At 62.8% G+C, this 18586-nt stretch carries 14 protein-coding genes and 1 tRNA gene; 4 read left to right on the top strand and 11 right to left on the bottom strand.

What is annotated here, in order from left to right; genetic code table 11:
* Positions 1-97 precede the first annotated feature (97 nt).
* Together O3298_RS06670 and O3298_RS06665 are read right to left on the bottom strand one after the other, a co-directional pair.
* Positions 98-1111 (bottom strand): two-component system response regulator, encoded by a 1014-nt coding sequence (locus tag O3298_RS06670; protein ID WP_305058820.1) that lies wholly within the window; start codon positions 1109-1111, stop codon positions 98-100.
* Positions 1108-4464 carry an MHYT domain-containing protein gene (locus O3298_RS06665; protein ID WP_305058819.1) on the bottom strand — a complete coding sequence of 1119 codons (3357 nt, stop codon included), beginning with the start codon at positions 4462-4464 and terminating at the stop codon, positions 1108-1110. Before O3298_RS06665 ends, O3298_RS06670 begins: the two co-directional genes overlap by 4 nt.
* Positions 4465-4761: 297 nt before the next feature.
* On the opposite strand from O3298_RS06665, the gene O3298_RS06660 reads away from it, so the two are divergent.
* Positions 4762-5568 carry a class I SAM-dependent methyltransferase gene (locus O3298_RS06660; protein WP_305058818.1) on the top strand — a complete coding sequence of 269 codons (807 nt, stop codon included), beginning with the start codon at positions 4762-4764 and terminating at the stop codon, positions 5566-5568.
* Between the two features lie 3 nt (positions 5569-5571).
* On the opposite strand, the gene O3298_RS06655 is transcribed toward O3298_RS06660, so the two are convergent.
* From O3298_RS06655 to O3298_RS06645, 3 genes are all read right to left on the bottom strand, one after another.
* Complete coding sequence (locus O3298_RS06655; protein WP_305058817.1) at positions 5572-6072, bottom strand: hypothetical protein; 501 nt, start codon at positions 6070-6072, stop codon at positions 5572-5574.
* Between the two features lie 64 nt (positions 6073-6136).
* Positions 6137-6883 (bottom strand): M56 family metallopeptidase, encoded by a 747-nt coding sequence (locus tag O3298_RS06650; protein WP_305057335.1) that lies wholly within the window; start codon positions 6881-6883, stop codon positions 6137-6139.
* A 7-nt stretch (positions 6884-6890) separates the two neighbouring features.
* The gene (locus O3298_RS06645; protein ID WP_289917522.1) at positions 6891-7307 is read right to left on the bottom strand and encodes a GNAT family N-acetyltransferase; all 417 of its coding nucleotides are present in this window, start codon (positions 7305-7307) and stop codon (positions 6891-6893) included.
* A gap of 147 nt (positions 7308-7454) precedes the next feature.
* On the opposite strand from O3298_RS06645, the gene O3298_RS06640 reads away from it, so the two are divergent.
* Both O3298_RS06640 and O3298_RS06635 read left to right on the top strand, forming a co-directional pair.
* A complete protein-coding gene (locus tag O3298_RS06640) occupies positions 7455-7847 on the top strand; it encodes an Imm10 family immunity protein (RefSeq protein WP_289917520.1) in 393 nt (130 codons plus the stop codon).
* A 68-nt stretch (positions 7848-7915) separates the two neighbouring features.
* On the top strand, positions 7916-8494 hold the full coding sequence (locus tag O3298_RS06635; RefSeq protein WP_289917519.1) for an NnrU family protein: 579 nt from the start codon (positions 7916-7918) through the stop codon (positions 8492-8494).
* A gap of 91 nt (positions 8495-8585) precedes the next feature.
* Here the strand turns inward: O3298_RS06635 and O3298_RS06630 are convergent, their stop codons facing one another.
* The 6 genes from O3298_RS06630 to O3298_RS06605 form a co-directional block, all read right to left on the bottom strand.
* Positions 8586-9641, bottom strand: coding sequence for a hypothetical protein (locus tag O3298_RS06630; protein WP_289917518.1), 1056 nt, complete (start codon positions 9639-9641; stop codon positions 8586-8588).
* Positions 9628-11058, bottom strand: a complete 1431-nt coding sequence (locus O3298_RS06625) for an MBOAT family protein (protein WP_305058816.1) — start codon at positions 11056-11058, stop codon at positions 9628-9630. Before O3298_RS06625 ends, O3298_RS06630 begins: the two co-directional genes overlap by 14 nt.
* Before the next feature lie 4 nt (positions 11059-11062).
* Positions 11063-12124: a radical SAM protein gene (locus O3298_RS06620; RefSeq protein WP_305057338.1), complete on the bottom strand. Its 1062-nt coding sequence runs from the start codon at positions 12122-12124 to the stop codon at positions 11063-11065.
* Between the two features lie 401 nt (positions 12125-12525).
* Positions 12526-12612: transfer RNA gene (locus O3298_RS06615), tRNA-Leu, on the bottom strand.
* Positions 12613-12766: 154 nt separating this feature from the next.
* Complete coding sequence (locus O3298_RS06610; protein WP_152282894.1) at positions 12767-14083, bottom strand: hypothetical protein; 1317 nt, start codon at positions 14081-14083, stop codon at positions 12767-12769.
* A 274-nt stretch (positions 14084-14357) separates the two neighbouring features.
* Entirely contained in the window at positions 14358-16721 is a 2364-nt protein-coding gene (locus O3298_RS06605; RefSeq protein WP_305058815.1) for a DNA polymerase II, read from the bottom strand.
* 132 nt (positions 16722-16853) lie between these two features.
* On the opposite strand from O3298_RS06605, the gene O3298_RS06600 reads away from it, so the two are divergent.
* A complete protein-coding gene (locus tag O3298_RS06600; protein ID WP_289900186.1) occupies positions 16854-18533 on the top strand; it encodes an AMP-binding protein in 1680 nt (559 codons plus the stop codon).
* Positions 18534-18586: the final 53 nt, after the last annotated feature.

Below are 18586 nucleotides of genomic sequence, written 5' to 3'. Positions count from 1 at the left end.
TCCTGGCCCCTCCAGTGGTCTGCATCGGCGCCGGCGCCATCTGTCCGGCACTTGCTTGTGTGACGCAACAACGCTGGCCGTGGCGGGAGTTCACTCTTCAAGCGGACGCGTGGTGTTCCGCTTTCTCTGCCCAGCGCAGCCGGATGGCGTCGATGGCGGGCAATTCCCCGACAAACAGGTCGACCAGCCGCGCATCGAAATGGCTGCCCTGTTGCGCCTGCAGATAGCCCACGGCGTCCGACACCGACCACGCGCGCTTGTACGGGCGCACCGAGGTCAGCGCGTCGAACACGTCGGCCACGGCGACGATGCGCCCCGCCAGCGGGATCGCTTCGCCTGCCAAGCCGTTCGGGTAACCGCTGCCATCCCATTTTTCATGGTGCGACACGGCGATGGCGCGCGCCAGCGCCAGCATGCCGCCTTCCGCATGTTCGCCGATGATGTCGCCGCCGATGCGCGCGTGCGTCTGCATGATGGTCCATTCGTCCGCGTCGAGCTTGCCCGGCTTTTGCAGGATGCGGTCGGGGATGCCGATCTTGCCCACGTCGTGCATGGGCGCCGCGTGCAGCAGGTCGTCCGCGGCGGCCTCGTCCATGCCGGCGGCCACGCCCAGCAGGCGCGCGTAATGGCTCATGCGGATCACGTGCAAGCCTGTTTCATTGTCCTTGTATTCGGCCGCCAGGCCCAGGCGCTGGACGATCTGCAGCCGCGTTTCCTTCAATTCATCGATGCGCACCAGCGACAGGTGCGTGCGCACGCGGGCGCGCACGATGGCGGGGCTGAGCGGCTTGGTGATGTAATCGACGGCACCCGCTTCAAAGCCGCTCAGTTCGTCGCGCATGTCGTTCAGTGCCGTGACGAAAATGACGGGGATGGCGGCCGTCAGCGGCGTGGCCTTCAACTGGCGGCAGGCGTCGTGGCCGCTCATGCCGGGCATCATCACGTCGAGCAGGATCAGGGCCGGGCGCTCCTGCTGCGCCAGTGCCAGCGCCCGCGCGCCATCCTTGGCGAACAGCAGCGCATAGTCGTTCTGCAAGATCTGGCGCAGCAATTGCAAATTGGCCGCCTCATCGTCGACGATGAGAATCACGGGCCTGGCTGGTGCATTCATGGGGACTCCGGGGCGTAGGTGTGCAGCAAGTCGTGCAGCAGCGACTGTGCTTTGGGGAAATCAAAGTCGTCGATGGCATGCAGCAGCGGCGCTAGCGCGTCCGCTTGCGCGCCCATGGCGTGCTGCAACTGTGCTTGCGCCGTGTCATCGAGTTCGCCGCGCCGCAAGGCGCTTAACAGGGCAGTGGCCGCTTGCCGGACGGCGGGCGCGTCGATGGCCGCCGCCGTAGCCGCCGGCAAGGCAGGCGGCGCCAGCCGGGCGATGGCGGCCGTTGCCGCCGGCCATTGCGTCAGCAGGGTGCCCAGGATTTCGTCGAGCTGCTGCGCCGTGGCGGTACCGGGACCGGGACCGGCGCAGCATTGCTCCAGCGCCGCCAGGCTGGCGGCCAGTTGCTCCAGTCCCAGGTTGGCGGCCACGCCGCGCAGTTGGTGGCTGTGCGACAAGAGCGCCGCGTGGTCGCGCGCTTCGATGGCGGCCAGCAGGGCGGGCGGCAGGCGCGGATGCTCGCGTCCGAAACGGGCCAGCGCCGCGCGGTAGGCGCTGTCGTTGCCGGCCCAGCGCTGCAGGGCGCCCGCATGGTGCAGCACCCGTCCGCCTGCGGGGGGCGGCGCGTGGCTATCGTCGGCCGGGTCCGCCGCCAGGCCCAGCACGCGCGCGATTTCCTGCGCCAGCGCCTGCCATTCGACGGGCTTGGTGGCAAAACCGTCCATGCCGGCTGCCCGCGCCGCCTTGCGGTGCGCCTCGAGCACGCTGGCCGTCATGGCGATCACGGGCACGCGCGGGCGTCCGTCGCGCAGGGCGGCGGCACGGATGGCTTGCGTGGCGGCCAGGCCATCCATGTGCGGCATTTGCAAGTCCAGCAGCAGCACGTCGAAGTCATCCTGCTGCGCCAGTTGCAAGGCTTGCGCGCCATCGCCGGCCGTGACCACCGTGTGGCCACGCTTGCCCAGCAGTAAGCTCAGCAGTTCCAGGTTTTGCGGCACGTCGTCGGCGGCCAGCACGCGCAGGGGCGGCAGGCGCACGCTGCGCCGTTCGCTGGCGGGCAGCGCCGCCTGGCGCGCTGGCAGCAAGGGCAGCATGACGTGGAACACGCTGCCGTGCGGCAAGGCGGCATCGGCCCAGATGCGCCCCTGCATCAGGGTCACCAGCTGCCGGCTGATGGTGGTGCCCAGGCCCGTGCCGCCGAAGCGCCGCGTGGTCGAGGCGTCCGCTTGCACGAACGGGTCAAAAATGGCGTCGCGACGTTCCGCGGGGATACCGATGCCGCTGTCCTGCACCAGCAGGTGCAGCTGGCCATCGTCGCGGCGCGCCGCCAGGCTGACGACGCCGCCGGGCGTGAACTTGATGGCGTTGTCGAGCAGGTTGCCCAGCACTTGCCGCATGCGCAATTCGTCGCCATGCAGCATGGCCGGCAGTTGCGGGTCGTACTGCACCTCCATGCGCAAGCCCTTGGCGCGCGCATGGATGCCATACGTGGACGCCAGTTCGTCGACCAGCGCCAGCAGGCTGTAGTCGCGCAATTCCAGCGCCACGGCGCCCTTGTCCAGCTTGGCAGTATCGAGCACTTCGTTGAGCAGGCGCAACAGCGAGCGGCCGGACTGGCGTACGGTATCGAGGTGGCGCCGCTGCTCGGGCGCCAGCGGCGAGTCGAGCAGCACATCGGTAAAACCGAGGATGGAATTCATCGGCGTGCGGATTTCATGGCTCATGTTGGCGACGAAGCTGGCCCGCGTGGCGGCCGCCAGCTCCGCTTTTTCCTTGGCCATGCGCAAGTCTTCCTCCATTTGCCGCCGTTCGCTGATGTCGAGGATGACGCCGTCGACCCAGCGCACGGCGCCTGCCGCGTCGTGCACGACGGTGCCCCGCTCCCACAGCCAGCGCGCCGTGCCGTCCGCATGCAGCAGCCGGTATTCGAGCAGGTAGGGCTCGCCGCTGGCGACGCTGCGGTTGAAGACGTCGATGACGTAGGCGCGCTCTTCGCTGGCGATCAGGCCCGTGATGGTGCGGCGGGGCGCCGCGCCGAGAAAGTCGGCGGGCGGATAGCCGGTGATCCCTTCCACGCCGTCGCTGATGAACAGCATGGGCTGGTTTTCCGCCGTGGTGCAGCGAAAGGCGATGCCGGGCAGATTGCCGATCAGCGAGCGCAACTGCTGCTCGCTTTCGCGCAGGGCGGCCAGCATGGCGCGCCGTTCGCTGATGTCAGTAATGAACAGCACATATAAATCCTGGTCGGCCAGGCGCGCGCTGGCCATCGAGCGCTGCACGGCGACCGGGACCCCATCTTTGCGCAGGTAGACGATTTCCTCGCTGGTGTGGACCGCCTCGCCTTCGCCCGTGCGCAGGTAGTGCAGCAGGCCCTGCTGTTCCGACTGGCGCACGTCGCTGACCAGCAGGCTGACGTGGCGGCCGATAATTTCCGCCGCCCGCCAGCCGAGGATGCGCTCGGCGGCGCCGTTGAAGTCGACGATGCCGCCATGCCGGTCGATGGTGATGACGCCGTCGACCGTGCTCGTCAATAGCGAGCGCGTCCAGTGTTCGCTCTGGTTCAGGTGGCGAAACAGTTCGCGGTAGCGCAAGATGCCCACGGCCGAGGCGACGAGGATCGTCAGGGCGATGGTCAGCAAGGTCACGCTGATCACCAGCATGGGCCGGTTGGCATCGGCATCATTGCCTGGGGGAATCGTCCCCACGAAGCGGGCGGCTTGCATGCCCATGTAATGCATCCCGGCAATCGCGCAACCCATGACGCCGGCGCTGATCAAGGTGCGCCGCGAGGCAGACACGCGGCCGCTCCAGCCGCGCAGGCCGAAGCGTATCCACAGGGCCACGGTGGCCAGCGCCACGGCAACGACGAGCGACAGCGCGAACAGCAGCGGGTCGTAGCGCAGCGACAGGCCCATGCGCATGGCGTGCATGCCCGTGTAATGCATGGCGCCGATGCCCAGGCCCACCAGCAAGCCGCTCCTGAGCAGCAGCGGCGCCGTGACGGCGCGCCGGCTGATGGTGGCCAGGGCCACGAACGAGGCCGCCACGCTGGGCACGATGGATAGCAAGGTCAGGCCCGGATCGTAGGCGACGCTGGTGCCCAGCTCGAAGGCCAGCATGCCGATGAAATGCATGGCCCACACGCCGCAGCCCAGCGCCAGGCTGCCGGCTAGCAGGCACAGCAAGTGCAAGCGGCGGCTGATGCTCGCCTGCGCGCGGCTGTACGCCGTCATCTGGAAGGCCATCCACGACGTGAAAATGGCGATCACGAGCGACAGCAGCACCAGGCCCGGCGCATGCTGGCCATGGTGCAGCTGGGCCGGATCGGCGGGAAGGTGGAACAGGTGCTGGACGCTGGCAGGTATCATCGTGGGCAGGCAAATAGAGCGTCGTGGCGCTGAAAACAGGATCGGGGCCGGCCATCGCTGCGGGTGGCCGATGCAAATGACCTTACCAGATTTCTGGAAACAAATATCTTATTTGTAATTATTTTCTCTGTCGTGCAAGCCGTGCGCAGGCGAAAAAGTGGCGCGTATGCCTCGCCGCACCAAGGGAATGGCGGTGCGGGCTAAGAAGTTTCCATCAGGAATTGTGTGGTTTTTTTGCAAAGTGCGACGTCTTGCCGGGCGTCATGCTACATTCGCGTCCTGCTTTTTTCTGAAAGGATGACGATGCCTTTAGGTAACAACTTCTTGCGGCATAATCAGCAAGCCTGGGATGCCCAGGCGACCCGGAACAGTCCCTGGTCCCAGCCCGTCGACAGCGCCACCATCGCGGCGGCGCGCGCCGGACAGTGGCTCATCCACCTGACGCCCGGCCCCTTGCCGGCCGGCTGGCTGGATGACGTGCGTGGCAAGCGCATCCTGTGCCTGGCCGGTGCCGGCGGGCAACAGGCGCCCGTGCTGGCGGCCGCCGGCGCGCATGTGACCGTCTTTGATCTGTCTGAGCAGCAACTGGCGCAAGACCGCATGGTGGCCGAGCGCGACGGCTTGCAGTTAATCACCGTGCAGGGCGACATGCGCGACCTGGCCTGCTTCGCCGACGCCAGCTTCGATGTCATCGTCCATCCCGTGTCGAACCAGTACGTGCCCGATATCGCCCCCGTGTGGCGCGAATGCGCGCGCGTGCTGGCGGACGCTGGCGTGCTGTTGAGCAGTTTCTTCAACCCGGCCGTGTTCATCGGCGACCGCGACCCGCAATGGGCAAAACAGGGCTTGATACGGCCCCGTTTCGTGCTGCCGTACTCGGATGTGGAGGATATGGATGCCGATGCGCTGGCGGCGCGCATGGAAAGGGGCGAGCCACTGATCTTTGGCCACGGTCTGGACAGCCAGATCGGCGGCCAGCTGGCGGCGGGCTTCGTGCTGGCGGGATACCACGAGGAAATGCATCCCCACCCGCGCTTTGAAATTGAAAAATACCTGCCCAGCTTTATCGCCACGCGCGCCGTCAGGCTGGCGCGCGCGGGATAGCGTTTAGTTGTAGGGCTGCAAGTCCAGCCAGACGGCATACGACAGGCGCTTGCCATTCCACAGTCCGCCGCCGCGGATGACGGCGTCGCACGAGGTCAGCTGGCCCACCAGATCCATGCGGCCCAGGTTGCGGCGCAGGCGCAGCGCGTCGTTGTGCGAGAGGTAGCCCACCAGCTGGTCATCGATGAAGACGGCGATGGCCTTGTCCTGGAACGGGTTGGCATCGTCGCAGACGAGCAGGGCCAGGCATTTCTCTTCCGCATTGCCGGGACCATGCTCGCCGGCCAGTTTGGCGATGGCGGGCTGGTACATCGATTCGTTTTCCACTTCCGATGCAAAGCGCCCCTCATCGGTCCAGTGATGCGCGGGTGCGCCCGCAGGAATCGCCGGCACATACTGGCGCACCGACATGAGCGGCTTGTGCAGCGGTTTGGCGGGCGTGCGGCCGCTGAAGACGTAGTACAGCAGGGCGATGACGATCACGATGGCAAGCAGGTAAAGCATGGTATCTCTCTGATTTCTGAAGGGGAAGCCGGTGGCGCGGGCGCATTGCGCGGCGTTGCCGCTACTATAGCAAGTTCGCCGCCCGGTTCCGGGTAAATCTGGCCATCAGGCGGCGGCGCCGGCGCAGTGCGCGCGGGTCGTTCAGCACGATGGGCGAGGCGCCCGTCAGCCCCGAATAATACTGGCCGTGCTGGCGCAGCACGATGGCATAGTCGCGCAGCGCGTGGCCCTGCGCCAGCATGCGCGCGTCGCAATCGACTTCGATGGCAAAGCGCAGCCGGTGCAGCTGCCACCACAGGGGCACATTCCACGGCATGAGAATAATCAAGGCGTACGCCAGGGCCAGCAGCTGCGGGTCGCGCGCGGCCAGCCGGCATTGGGCGTGCGCCAGCAGCAGCGCCTGTTGCTGGGACGAAATCAGTCGCAGCCAGACGGGCATCACGATGCGCGGCCGCAGCAGTCCCGCCACGCAGGGACCGATGCCGCCACTCAAGTATACGGGCGTGCCCAGCAACGATGTTTTCTGCCAGCGGCGCTGGTGCGACAGCAGCCAGACGCTGCGCAGCGCCAGCAGCAGCAGCATGCCGCTCGATAGCATGAACCAGCCCAGTTTCAGCTGCGCCTGTTCCGCCGGCATGGCCGCCAGCACGCCGGGCAGCCATGCCAGGGGCACGATGGCGGACGCGGCGATGGCCGCCAGCCACAGCCAGCGCGTCGCGCGCCCGCGCCTTTGCTGCGCGCGCTCGGCGCGCCAGGCGGCGGCGCTCAACAGCAGCGCCAGCGTCATGGTGCACAGCAACCAGGCCGGCATCGGGCGCCTAGCGCTTCAGCGCCATGCCGACGGAGGCGGGCGCCGTGTGCTTGAAACCGAACTGCGCATACAGGTCTTGCGCCTGGCCATCGGCGATCAGGCTGACATACGCGCTTTCCGGCACGTCGCGATCGATGAACTGGCGGATTTCGCGCATGATCAGCTTGCCCAATCCCTTGCCCTGGTGGGCCGGCAGCACGGCGATATCGACGACCTGGAAGAAACAGCCGCCATCGCCGATGATGCGGCCCATGCCCACCACCTCGTCGCCATGCAGCACTTGCACAGCAAACAGGGAATTCGGCAAGCCCCGGGCCGCGGCATCCGTGGTTTTCGCGCTCAGGCCGGCGGCGACGCGCAGGTGCTGGTAGGTGGCGATGGACGGGATGGCCAGGCGGGTGGTGTAGGGCGATGCTGCGGTCAAGGCGGTCTCCTGTAGAAATAGTTTGGAGCGGCAATTATAGGCGGCGATGGATTTTCGTGACGGCAGGCTTTATTCATCGCGCCCTATGTCGTCCGTGCCGCTTTTGCGCTATGGTGGCGCCATCCCCATATTTGTTGAAAGCACGCCATGTCCGCAGGATTTACCGCCACCGAGTTGTCCGTCATCAATGAAGACGACGCCCTGATCACCACCCTGGCCGCGCCAGTCGGCAAAGGCGAGCCCGTCTACCTGATGCTGCAGCGCGCCGACCAGTATGACGAGCAGGACGTGGCCATGGGCATGGACGAGCCCTACATCGAATATGGCGGCCAGGAATTTGCCTGGTACGGCCACATGCACGCCGTGATCCTGCATCCGAACCGCCTGTCCGTGCAGATGGATGCCGAGGCCGCCATGCAGATGGACGACGACGGCCAGATCGACGTGCGTTTCAATTTGACGCCCGAGCGCTACGCCCAGCTGCAGCAGGCGCTGCGGACCACGTTCGAGGGCTGCGACTACTATCGCGAAGAACGTTGATCTGCGTGGACGGCACCGGCCATGATGTCGGGTATGCTGGATAGAGGATATGGACTGGGGAGTGGACGATGACGGTGCTGATACTCGGTTTGCTGCTGTTCCTGGGCTTGCACTCGGTGCGCATCGTCGCCGACGGCTGGCGCAGCGCCCAGCTGGCGCGCCTTGGCGAAAAGCGCTGGAAGGGCCTGTATTCGCTCGTGGCGTTCGTGGGGCTGGGCCTGATCATCTGGGGCTACGCCCTGGCGCGCCAGCAGCCGCAAGTGCTGTGGACGCCGCCCATGGGTTTGCGCCACGCCAGCGGCCTGCTGATGCTGTTCTCGCTGATTTTATTGGCGGCGGCCAATGTGCCGCGCAACCATATCAAGACCCTGGTGCACCACCCCATGCTGCTGGGCACGCAATTCTGGGCGGTGGCGCATCTGCTGGCCAACGGCAATGTGGCTGACGTGCTGCTGTTCGGCGGCTTTCTCGTCTGGTCGTCAGTCGATCTGTATGCCGCCGTGCAACGCGACCGCGCGGCCGGCGTGGCGTACGAGGGCGGCACCATGGCAGGCACTCTGATCGCCGTCGGCGCGGGCTGCGCGCTGTGGCTGCTGCTGGCGTTCTGGCTGCACGGCGTGCTGTTTGGCGTGCGGCCGTTTGGATAGGCGGAGGGAGCAAGCGCAATTCCGTGCGTTTCAGCATTATCGATACGGGGTGGGCGGCGGTGAAGGCAGGCCTGGAGGGCAGGCTGCGGTGTTAGGGGATTTTTGGCCGGATGGAAGAGCGGCCGCTGGCGTCCAGCATATCGTGTAACAGCTGGTCGCCCAGGCGGTTTGAGAAGTGCGTTTCATCCCAAAACATGGGCATGGAAGGAGGGGTATTGTCAGATTGGTCACTTTCATCGTTACGCAGCTCATAGTCAAGCAAAGGCACATGGAATTGCGATGCGAGCAAGGTGACCTCCCTTTTCCACTGCGCGGCTTGAGGCACGAGTCCGGCCTGGCGGATACGTGTTTGCCATTTTTCGCTAACAGGCAAAATCAGCAAAATAACTTCTATCTGCCTGGTTTGCGCGAGATGGAAGATGGCCGTCAAATCCCTGATATCGGCGGCATTGTTTGCATGATTTTGACAAGCGCTTGCAATCGTCTTGAAGAGCTGCTTAAAGCGCGACTCATGTGCTTGCGCTCCCCCTGCACGTGTAGCCCCTTTGGCAGGATCGTCATAGTAACGTCCTTGTTTGTCAAAATAGCTGTCGAAGGAGCGCGGAGGGAACAGATTTATTTTCAGCGTTCTTAGGCTGTATATGACGGCATTTTCGGGCGACAGATAATGAAATGGCGGGTCGAGCTCATTTTTTGTCACCGCATTTTCATCTTTCGTTTCGCAGGCATTGGATGTGAGGTAATTGACTTCCAAATACAGCCTTCGAATGCGTGCCTCTTGGCTAAGGATGAAAAACAGATCCCTGGCTGTTGATAGCGGCAGGGCATCGATGCCAGCCACTTGAACGTTGCCGCCGTATAAGCTGGAGGCGAGCGTTTCGTTGAAACCACGCCGTACCCGGGAAGAACCAAGAATCAACACGTCAGGCGGGTTCAGCGTGCTGCGCAATACAGCCGCGCTTGTCTGGCTGCTGTTAGGAATCTCCAGTCTGATGGTATTGATCTTATGGCTCGACTGGTGCCGCCAGATGGCATAGGGATCGACGATAAAAACGAGTCCGGCAATAAGGAGCGCGAATCCGAGCGCAATGAAAAAAACGCAGGCGAAAAAGCGCGCGATGGGGATGTCTTGATTAAAACCCTGCATATTTGAACTCTTTGACAGCGGACAAATTGATGAGCGCCAGGCACAGCGCGACGGCGACTGCTACCGCCCACGCCAGGCTGGGTTTCCAGGCCAACGAGCTGGTCGTGGATTTTTTCAGTTGCACGCTCCAGGCGGGGAGTTCTTTCGCCATCAGGTCGATCAGGGAGGGGGCAGACCAGTTAAATGCCACGGCGGCGAGGATGGCGGTGATGCCGAAAAAACCTCCAGGCCAGGCGCTTGCCTGTCCGGCACCCAGCAAGCCGAGAATGACGTGCCGTGCCTCCTGCCAGTCGGGCGTGGCCCACAGGCTGACGGAAAAGCCGATGGCCGCCAGCGTGAAGGTCCTGCCAGCCCAGTGCTGCAGCTTGCCGCCCTTGCGCGACACCAGATTCCAGCGCCGCAAGGCGTGGTTGCCCGTGACGAGCAGTCCTTGGTAAACGCCAAAGATCAGCAGTGGAATGGTGGCGCCATGCCAGATGGCGACAGCCATCATCACCACGAACAGGGCTGCGTAATGCCGCCATACCTGGCGTTTCCTGGTCAGGGGCCGATACAGGTAGTCGCGCATGAAGGCACCCAGGGTCACATGCCAGCGCGTCCAGAATTCGACCGGGCTGGACGACTTGAACGGGGCATGGAAATTGACGGGCAGGTGGATGCCGAACATGCGGCTGATGCCCATGGCCATTTCCGAATAGCCGCAAAAATCATAGTATGTTTCAAACAGGAAACCCAGGCAGGCGATCCAGGTCTCGATGAGGCCGATGGGGTCGCCTTGCCCTGCGCGCAGGAAAACATCGCCCTGGGCGTGGTGAAAAATGGGTGCGACGCAGGATTTCTTGAACAGGCCCATGGCAAACAGGGTGAGGCCGACGGCATAGTCGCGCGGCGCCGGATGCAAGGCCGACGACGTGCCCGGCACGCCCAGGAATTGCGGCAGCATGTCCTTGTGCGACAGCAGGGGGCCGGCAGGCAAGTGGGGAAACCAGGCCACGAAGAGCGCGTATTCGAGCGGATTGGTGCCGCGGGCCTGCCCCCGCGCCGTATCGACCAGGAAGGCGATTTGCGTAAATGTAAAATACGAGATGCCCAGTGGCAAAGCGGGAATCGCCGTGCCGGGCACGGTGAAGAATGTCGCATATTTATAAAACGCGAGAAAACATAAATTGCCCGCAATGGCCAGCGCCAGGTAGCGGGTTTTCCCGCGGCTCCTGCCGATGACGCCCGCAAGCAGCCAGTTGGCGCCCATCGACGCACAAAACAGCAGCAGGTTGTGCGCATCGTTGAGGTAATAAAAGGCCAGCGAGATCAGCAGCGGCAGCAGCAGCTTGAAATGGCTTGTCGACAGCAATTGGCGATAGCCATACGCGGACAGGGGCAGGAAGGCGAAGGCAAACCAGTACGAGGTAAAACTCATCGTATTACAGGGGGGCCTTGGCCGAGTTGTTGGCGTTCAAAAACAGCTTGGCCCAGATTTCCCGCACTTCCAGCCATTTGGCGAGCTCTTCCGGTTTTCTGACGGCTTCACGGATACGTGACAGATAGGTCGATTGTCCCATCGCATATGCGCGGCAGTTGCTGCAATCGATATTCGAACTGCAGCACTTGCCCTTGCCCGGTTGATGATCGACATGCACATGCACTTGCTTGGTGACGCGGAAACCGCAGTTCCTGGCGATCTTGGTGACGGGATCGATGTCATAGAGCTTGTCGCCCGTGACCCAGTCGTCATAGTGCAGGGAGTATTGCACCGTTTCCGGATAGGCCAGCATGGCGCGCACAATTTCCGCGCGTGCATGGGCAAAATCGGCTTGCGTCAGGGCCAGGCTTTGCGTGGCACTGCTGATGCGGAAATACGCCTTGTCGTTATCGGCCTTGTTTTCCAGCTTGTCCAGATAGCGGGTGGTGGGGCTGAAATAGCTGAAGGTGAGCGGCAAGCCGTGACTGTTGGCAAGCTCTGCCATGATCATGATCTGATTGATATTCAGGGAGGTAATGGTAAACACGCAAACGGCACGCGGGTCGTCGCGGTAATTGTTCATCGCCTTGGTCAGCACGTCGCCGGCGCGCAATGAACTGCCGATTTCATCGACCCCCCAGGAAGAGATATGGATGCGATAAAAGATATCGTCGGGCAAGCGTATCGTGCCATTGGTAAACACAATGCCATGCGGGATGTATTTTTGGGCCGCACGCAGCCGGTCGGGCACCAGGCTCGGTTCCGCGCCCGCCATGTAGGCCAGCGTGACGCCACGCGCCGCATCGGCGGCAAACAGGGCATCCCATTCGGCAAGCGAACGGCTGTCTTCGTGTCCTTCGTTTTCCTCGCCTTCGAAAAACAGGCAGCCCTCGCAACGCAAATTGCATTTTGACGCCACATCATAGTTGGCCGCCTTGAGGGTTCCCAGCCGCGCATTGAGTTCACGAAAATAGGCGAAGTCATTGTGCTTCGTGGCGGACGCAAGTTCAGAGAGGGAGTTCATAGGCACCGGAAGGTAGGATCGAAAAATTTATGGACATTGAGCATCCCGTACGGCGAGGCATGACGGCAGCTTGCATGCCCAGACGTGAGCCGTAAAGTGGGCGAGGGCCTGAGGCTTTAGTATGCCGCTTGCTCCGGCAAAATGAAATATTGGCTATAAATTAATTTACTTTTGAGCCACATCTTTTTATTGCAATGCAAGATTTTCTTGACAGTATGAAATACTCCATTTTTACCGTTTGCAGGGCCTGCGCGGCCGGTGCTGCGGCGCGTGACTAGCAAGTTGGGTGCACAGGGTGCGCATTTGACACGGAGGGGGCGGTGAAAGTGTGGAAAATCAGGCGAAAAAAAACCACCCGATCCTGAGAATGAGTGGTTGTTTTCTGGTACTGCAATGTCTGGTGGTGCCGGGAGCCGGAATCGAACCGGCACGCTGTTTCCAGCGCGGGATTTTGAGTCCCGTGCGTCTACCTATTCCGCCATCCCGGCAACGCGAGACGCATTATCACTGATTTATCGCGATACGGCAAGTTTTTCGCTTGGCAAACGGTTTAGCCCATTAATCGGGCGCTGCCCTTGCATGAAAAACGCCGTCCCGGGCGCGAACCGGGGACGGCGTGGTCAGGCTGCGGCGATGCTGGAATCAGTTATGCACGGAGTTCAGCTGGCGCGCGATGATGTCGTGGTTGAGCCAGACGACGGGCGCTTGCGGCTCCGACATGGCGTGGAACATCAGCGGGCCCGTGCCTTCCAGGACCAGCGAGCTCAGGTGGTCGGTGATCAGTTCCTTGCGGTCCTTGTGCAGCTTGGTGATGTCGTCCGAGGTACCGATCATGACCTCGGCCAGCTCTGGCGTGTTGTCCATCGGCCAGGCGGCGAAGTTGCGGAACTGCACGCTGGTGGCGTCGCCGTTGTAGGCGGCGATACGGTCGAGCAAGTCTTGCAGCGAAACGCCGTCTTCCAGCAAGCCCTGGCAGATTTTCCATTGCTCTTCGGCCCAGGCTGCGCCGCCTTCTTTTTTCAACGCGTCGAGCAGGGGGAACAGCGACAGTTCCACGCCGACGAAAATGTCGGACGAATTCGTGCGGATTTCCGGACAGTTGAAGACGGTCGCCTTGATGCCTTTTTCCCACGCGGCCTTGGCCACGTTTTCCAGGCGCATCTTGGCCAGGCCTTGCGTGTAGTTGCTGTACGTTTGCCACTGGTACTTGCCGTCGATCAAGATCTCCGTGCCGTGGTAGCCGTAGGCGCTGTAGCGCACCTGGCCGCCCGTCTGCTCGATGCGGGCGCGGATGGCGGCGCTGCCGTCGATCAGGTGTTGCAGCGTGTTGGCCGTGACTTCGTCGAAGTTCATCAGGATCAGCTTGCCCAGGTCGCTGTCGAGCAGGGCGCGCGAGGACATGAAGCGCTCGCCGCGGCCTTTGTAGATGCGGTTGGCAATCGCCAGGAAGACCTTGACCTTCGGAATGCCGCCAGCCATGGTGTGGGCGAAATACACATTGCTGCCGTCAGGAATCAGACTGTCCAGTTCGGCCATGGCTTTCGCCACGGAAGCGCTGAAGCGGGCGATGCCGGCTTCGCGGCAGCGTTCGATCTGCGCCCAGTCCAGCTTGTCTTCTTGCCAGCTTTTCAGGGTCATGTCGGCCAGCAGGGCCGTCGGGGTCGGTTCGCCGGCTGGCGCGTCCAGGTCGAAACCGGCCATCAGCGGCACATTGATGATGCGGCCTCCCAGGTTGGCTTCGGCTTCGGCCAGCTCTTCCGCGTTCAGCGGGCGCAGCGCCATGTTTTCATCGCGGCGGCCGACCGTCATGCCGACGATATTCATGCCCGCCTTGCGCGCTTCGTCCAGCAAGCCATTTACATAGCCGCGGCCGAACAGCTCGCCGAACAGCACAAAGGTGTCGCCCTTGCGGAAGATATTTTTTTGCGGGATGTCTCTTAAGGACGTGATCTCGGTCATGGTATCAATTCATTCAAAAATTAGCGGGGCAGACGGCTAAACGCGCCGCCCGCTGGTTCAACATAGTGTGAAATTATGCGCCATTTCAGCCTGGAAAATCCTGTTGCGAACGATTCTCGTCTGGAATGGCATCTTCTTCTTCGTGCAGCTCTTATTCTTTCGCCATGGCGTATTTTACGCTGCCGCGGCGCACAGCGCCTGTTGGGCTGGGGCAGATAAGCCCGGCAGGCGCCGATATTACCTCAGCTTTGTCATGCTGGTCAGTAAAATTGATCTAAAACAAATCCTGCTGCCCGGACACGAGGCGCGAAAAATCATCGCCCAGGAAGGGCAATATCGCGTCGGCCACCGGCTGCAGCTGGCGCGTCAGGTAATGGTGGTAGTCGATGGGCGAGCGCTGCGTTTCCAGCGGTTCCGGCCCCGCCACCGTGATGACATAGCTGATCCAGCCGCCGTTCTGGTACTGCAGCGGCCGGCCCTGCGCCAGGTTGTAGGCGTCGGCCGTGCGCGCCGCGCGCACGTGGGGCGGCACGTTGCGCTGGTAATCGTCGAGCGGGCGGCGCAGGCGCTTGCGGTAGACCAATAAAGCATCGAATTCGCCGCGCACGGTGCGCGCCACGTAGTCGCGCACATAGTCCTGGTAGGCGTCGCGCTGGAAGATGCGCAAGTACAAGGCTTGCTGGAATTGCTGCGCCAGCGGCGTCCAGTCGCTGCGCACCGTTTCCAGGCCCTTGTAGACCATCTGCTCGCTGCCGTCGGGCTTACCCACCAGGCCCGCGTAGCGCTTCTTGCTGCCTTCTTCCGAGCCGCGGATGGTGGGCATCAGGAAACGCCGGTAATGCGTCTCGAATTCCAGTTCCAGCGCATTTTCCAGACCGAATTCCTCGCGCAGATGCTGGTCCCACCAGGCGTTCACATGCGTCACCAGGGCGCGGCCGATCTTGCCCGCCTCTTCATCCGTATGTGCCGTTTTCAGCCACACGAAGGTGGAATCCGTGTCGCCGTAGATCACCTGATAACCCTGTTCCGTGATCAATTCTCGCGTGCGGTGCATGATGTCGTGGCCGCGCAGGGTGATCGACGAAGCGAGGCGCGGGTCGAAAAAGCGGCAGCCGCTGGAGCCCAGCACGCCGTAAAACGCGTTCATGATGATTTTCAAGGCTTGCGACAGCGGCGCGTTGCGCTCGCGCTTGGCTATCTCGCGGCCCTGCCACACCTGTTTCACGATGGCCGGCAGGCAATGTTTGACCCTTGAAAACTGCGCGCCCCGGTAGCCGGGCACGGTGTCGGCCTCGTCGCCGCTGGTGCCCACCACCAGGCCGACGGGATCGATGAGGAAAGTGCGGATGATGGACGGGTACAGGCTTTTGTAGTCGAGCACGAGCACGGAATCGTACAGGCCTGACTGCGAATCCATGACGAAGCCGCCGGGGCTGTTTTCGCCGGAAATATCGCCCAGGTTGGGCGCCACGTAACCCTGCCGGTGCATCAGCGGCAAGTACAAATGTTCGAAGGCGGCCACGGAGCCGCCGCTGCGGTCGGCCGCCAGGCCCGTCACGCTGGCCCGTTCCAGCAAGAAGGTCAGCAGCTCGGTCTTGGCGAAGATGCGCGTGACCAGCTCGCAATCCTTGAGGTTGTAGCGGGCCAGCGCCGGCTTGTCTTCGCGGAAACGCCGGTCGATCTCGGCCATGCGCTGGTAGGGATTGTCGATGGACTTGCCTTCGCCCAACAAGGTCTGCGCCACGTTTTCCAGGCTGAATGAGGAAAAATTCCACGTCGCCGATTTTAACGCTTCGATGCCGTCGATGATCAGCCGGCCCGCGGCGGCCGCAAAATAGTGTTCCTGCTTGCCGCCATGTTCGCGCCATTCCATCACGGCGCCGCCCCGTCCCAACCTCAACGGGACTTGATAACGCTCAGCATGTTGCTTGAGCACGCGCAAGTCGAACTGCACCAGGTTCCAGCCGATGATGGCGTCCGGATCGTGGCGCTCCATCCACGTGTTCAGGCGGTCGAGGATCTGTGCGCGCGAGTCGCAGTATTCGAGGTCGAAGTCGCGTTCCCCGTCGACGCCGTTTGGCGGGCCCAGCATGTAGACCTGGCGCTGGCCGCAGCCTTCTAGGGCCAGCGAATACAGCTCGCCATGCGCCGTCGTCTCGATATCGAGCGACACCAGTTTTAATGCGGGACGGTAGCCGGCTGCCGGTTTCAGCTGCACTTCCTGCAGTGTTTCTCCGCTGAATGTCACCGGCGCCGTAATAAAACGCTCCATCAGATAGCGCTCGGGCGGGCGGATGTCCGCTTCATACACGTCGATGCCGTGCGCGCGCAGCTGCTTTTCCAGCTTCAGCAAATGCCGGTATTGCTTGCAGTACAGTCCCAGCACGGGGCGATGGTGGAAATCGCACAGCGACAGGGGACGCAGTTCCGCGTGGCGCTCGCCGCGCAGCAGCTGTTGCGCCTGTTCCTGTTGCTCCATGGGAAGGAAGGCGACGGCCGTCTGCACGGGTAGGCGCACGTGGCGGGGCCCGGCATCCGTTGCCAGCCAGAAATCGACCTCCGTGCCGGCGGGCGTGTCGCGCCAGTGGCGGGTCAGGATGAAGCCCTGTTCGGGCGGGTGCTGCGTGTTGCCTGTCATGGTGCCGTGAATGTCGGGTGTGCTGGCCTGCACATTACAGCAAGCCGGTGCAGGGCGGGGGCGGTTGCGGCTATAATTTTTGTAGTCGATGACCATAAGAAGAGCGCGTCGCGCCATTACCCTGGAGACAGCATGCAAGCAATGAGTTATGTACACGGCGCCCACGAGACGCCGTTGATCGGCGAAACGATAGGCGCTTACCTCGATGGCATCGCCGCCCGCTACGGCCAGCACGACGCCCTGATCGTGGCGCACCAGAACGTGCGCTGGACGTATCTGGAATTCCAGCAGCGCGTGCACCGCCTGGCCGCCGGCTTGCTGAAGCTGGGCTTGCAGCCGGGCGACCGGGTCGGCATCTGGTCGCAAAACTGCGCCGAATGGGTGCTGACGCAGTTTGCCACGGCGAAAGCTGGCTTGATCATGGTCAACATCAACCCCGCCTACCGGCGTTCGGAACTCGAATACGTGCTCGACAAGGTGCAATGCAGCGCGCTGATCCTGTCACCCAGCTTCAAGTCCAGCGATTACCTGGCCATCGTGCAAGACGTGGTGCCGGAAATCGCCCGTTCGCGCGCGGGCGCCCTGCAGTCGCCGCGCTTGCCGCAATTGCGCCACGTCATCCGCCTGGGCGCGGCCGCCACTCCCGGCATGCACAACTTCGACGCCTTGATGGACGGCATTACCGACGCCGACCTGGCGCACCTGGAAGAAGTGAGCGCGACCTTGCAGTTTGACGACGCCGTCAACATTCAGTTCACGTCCGGCACCACGGGCGCGCCGAAGGGCGCCACCTTGACGCACCACAATATCCTGAACAACGGTTTCTTCATCGGCGAAGCCATGCGCCTGACGCAACAGGACCGCTTGTGCATTCCCGTGCCCCTGTACCACTGCTTCGGCATGGTGCTGGGCAACCTGGCCTGCGTCACGCATGGCGCGGCCATGGTGTTTCCCGGCGAAGGCTTCGACCCGAAAGCCGTGCTGGACACCGTGCAGGCCGAGCGCTGCACGGGGCTGCACGGCGTGCCGACCATGTTCATCGCCATCCTCGACCATCCTGATTTCAAGCAATACGACCTGTCGAATTTGCGCACCGGCATCATGGCCGGTTCGCCCTGCCCGATGGAAGTCATGACGCGGGTCATCGAATTGATGCACATGGCGGAAATCACGATTGCGTATGGCATGACGGAAACGTCGCCCGTCAGTTTCCAGACGGCGATCGAAGACCCGCGCGAAATGCGCGTGTCGTCGATCGGCAGGGTCCATCCGCACCTGGAAGTGAAAATCGTCGATGCGGAAGGGCGCATCGTGCCGCGCGGCGAAAAGGGCGAATTGCTCACGCGCGGCTATTCCGTGATGCAGGGTTACTGGGGCGATCCAGAAAAAACCAGCGAGGCCATCGATGCGGCGCGCTGGATGCACACGGGCGACCTGGCCGTGATCGACGCCAACGGCTTTTGCAGCATCGTCGGCCGCTCGAAGGACATGGTCATCCGTGGCGGCGAAAACATCTATCCGCGCGAGGTCGAGGAATTCCTGTACCGCCACCCCAGCGTGCTCGACGTGCAATGCGTGGGCGTGCCGGATGCCAAGTATGGTGAAGAGTTATGCGCCTGCATCATCTTGCGTCCGGGCACGCAGGCCACCAGCGACGACATCCGCGCCTTTTGCGATGGGCAGATCGCCTATTACAAGATTCCCCGCTACGTGCGTTTCGTCGAGGAATTCCCCATGACGGTGACGGGCAAGATCCAGAAATACCTGTTGCGCAAGCAGGTGGCGACGGATCTGGGGCTGAGCGGGGACTAAATCTTTTTGCCCGCGCATAAAAAAACACCGGGACGCTCGCGCGGCCCGGTGTT

Origin of the sequence: Janthinobacterium sp. SUN137 (assembly GCF_030587265.1) — a bacterium.
Lineage (GTDB): Bacteria > Pseudomonadota > Gammaproteobacteria > Burkholderiales > Burkholderiaceae_D > Janthinobacterium > Janthinobacterium kumbetense.
The sequence above is the reverse complement of the archived record's forward strand: the minus strand, read 5'-3'. Positions and strand labels throughout refer to the sequence as shown.

Excerpts from the sequence above, each read along its gene's own strand:
- O3298_RS06605 (WP_305058815.1), bottom strand. The coding sequence starts at position 16,721 with ATGACAGGCAACACGCAGCACCCGCCCGAACAGGGCTTCATCCTGACC.
- O3298_RS06610 (WP_152282894.1), bottom strand. The coding sequence starts at position 14,083 with ATGACCGAGATCACGTCCTTAAGAGACATCCCGCAAAAAAATATCTTC.
- O3298_RS06660 (WP_305058818.1), top strand. The coding sequence starts at position 4,762 with ATGACGATGCCTTTAGGTAACAACTTCTTGCGGCATAATCAGCAAGCC.
- O3298_RS06665 (WP_305058819.1), bottom strand. The coding sequence starts at position 4,464 with ATGATACCTGCCAGCGTCCAGCACCTGTTCCACCTTCCCGCCGATCCG.
- O3298_RS06600 (WP_289900186.1), top strand. The coding sequence starts at position 16,854 with ATGCAAGCAATGAGTTATGTACACGGCGCCCACGAGACGCCGTTGATC.
- O3298_RS06655 (WP_305058817.1), bottom strand. The coding sequence starts at position 6,072 with ATGCTTTACCTGCTTGCCATCGTGATCGTCATCGCCCTGCTGTACTAC.
- O3298_RS06635 (WP_289917519.1), top strand. The coding sequence starts at position 7,916 with ATGACGGTGCTGATACTCGGTTTGCTGCTGTTCCTGGGCTTGCACTCG.
- O3298_RS06670 (WP_305058820.1), bottom strand. The coding sequence starts at position 1,111 with ATGAATGCACCAGCCAGGCCCGTGATTCTCATCGTCGACGATGAGGCG.
- O3298_RS06620 (WP_305057338.1), bottom strand. The coding sequence starts at position 12,124 with ATGAACTCCCTCTCTGAACTTGCGTCCGCCACGAAGCACAATGACTTC.
- O3298_RS06640 (WP_289917520.1), top strand. The coding sequence starts at position 7,455 with ATGTCCGCAGGATTTACCGCCACCGAGTTGTCCGTCATCAATGAAGAC.
- O3298_RS06625 (WP_305058816.1), bottom strand. The coding sequence starts at position 11,058 with ATGAGTTTTACCTCGTACTGGTTTGCCTTCGCCTTCCTGCCCCTGTCC.
- O3298_RS06630 (WP_289917518.1), bottom strand. The coding sequence starts at position 9,641 with ATGCAGGGTTTTAATCAAGACATCCCCATCGCGCGCTTTTTCGCCTGC.
- O3298_RS06650 (WP_305057335.1), bottom strand. The coding sequence starts at position 6,883 with ATGCCGGCCTGGTTGCTGTGCACCATGACGCTGGCGCTGCTGTTGAGC.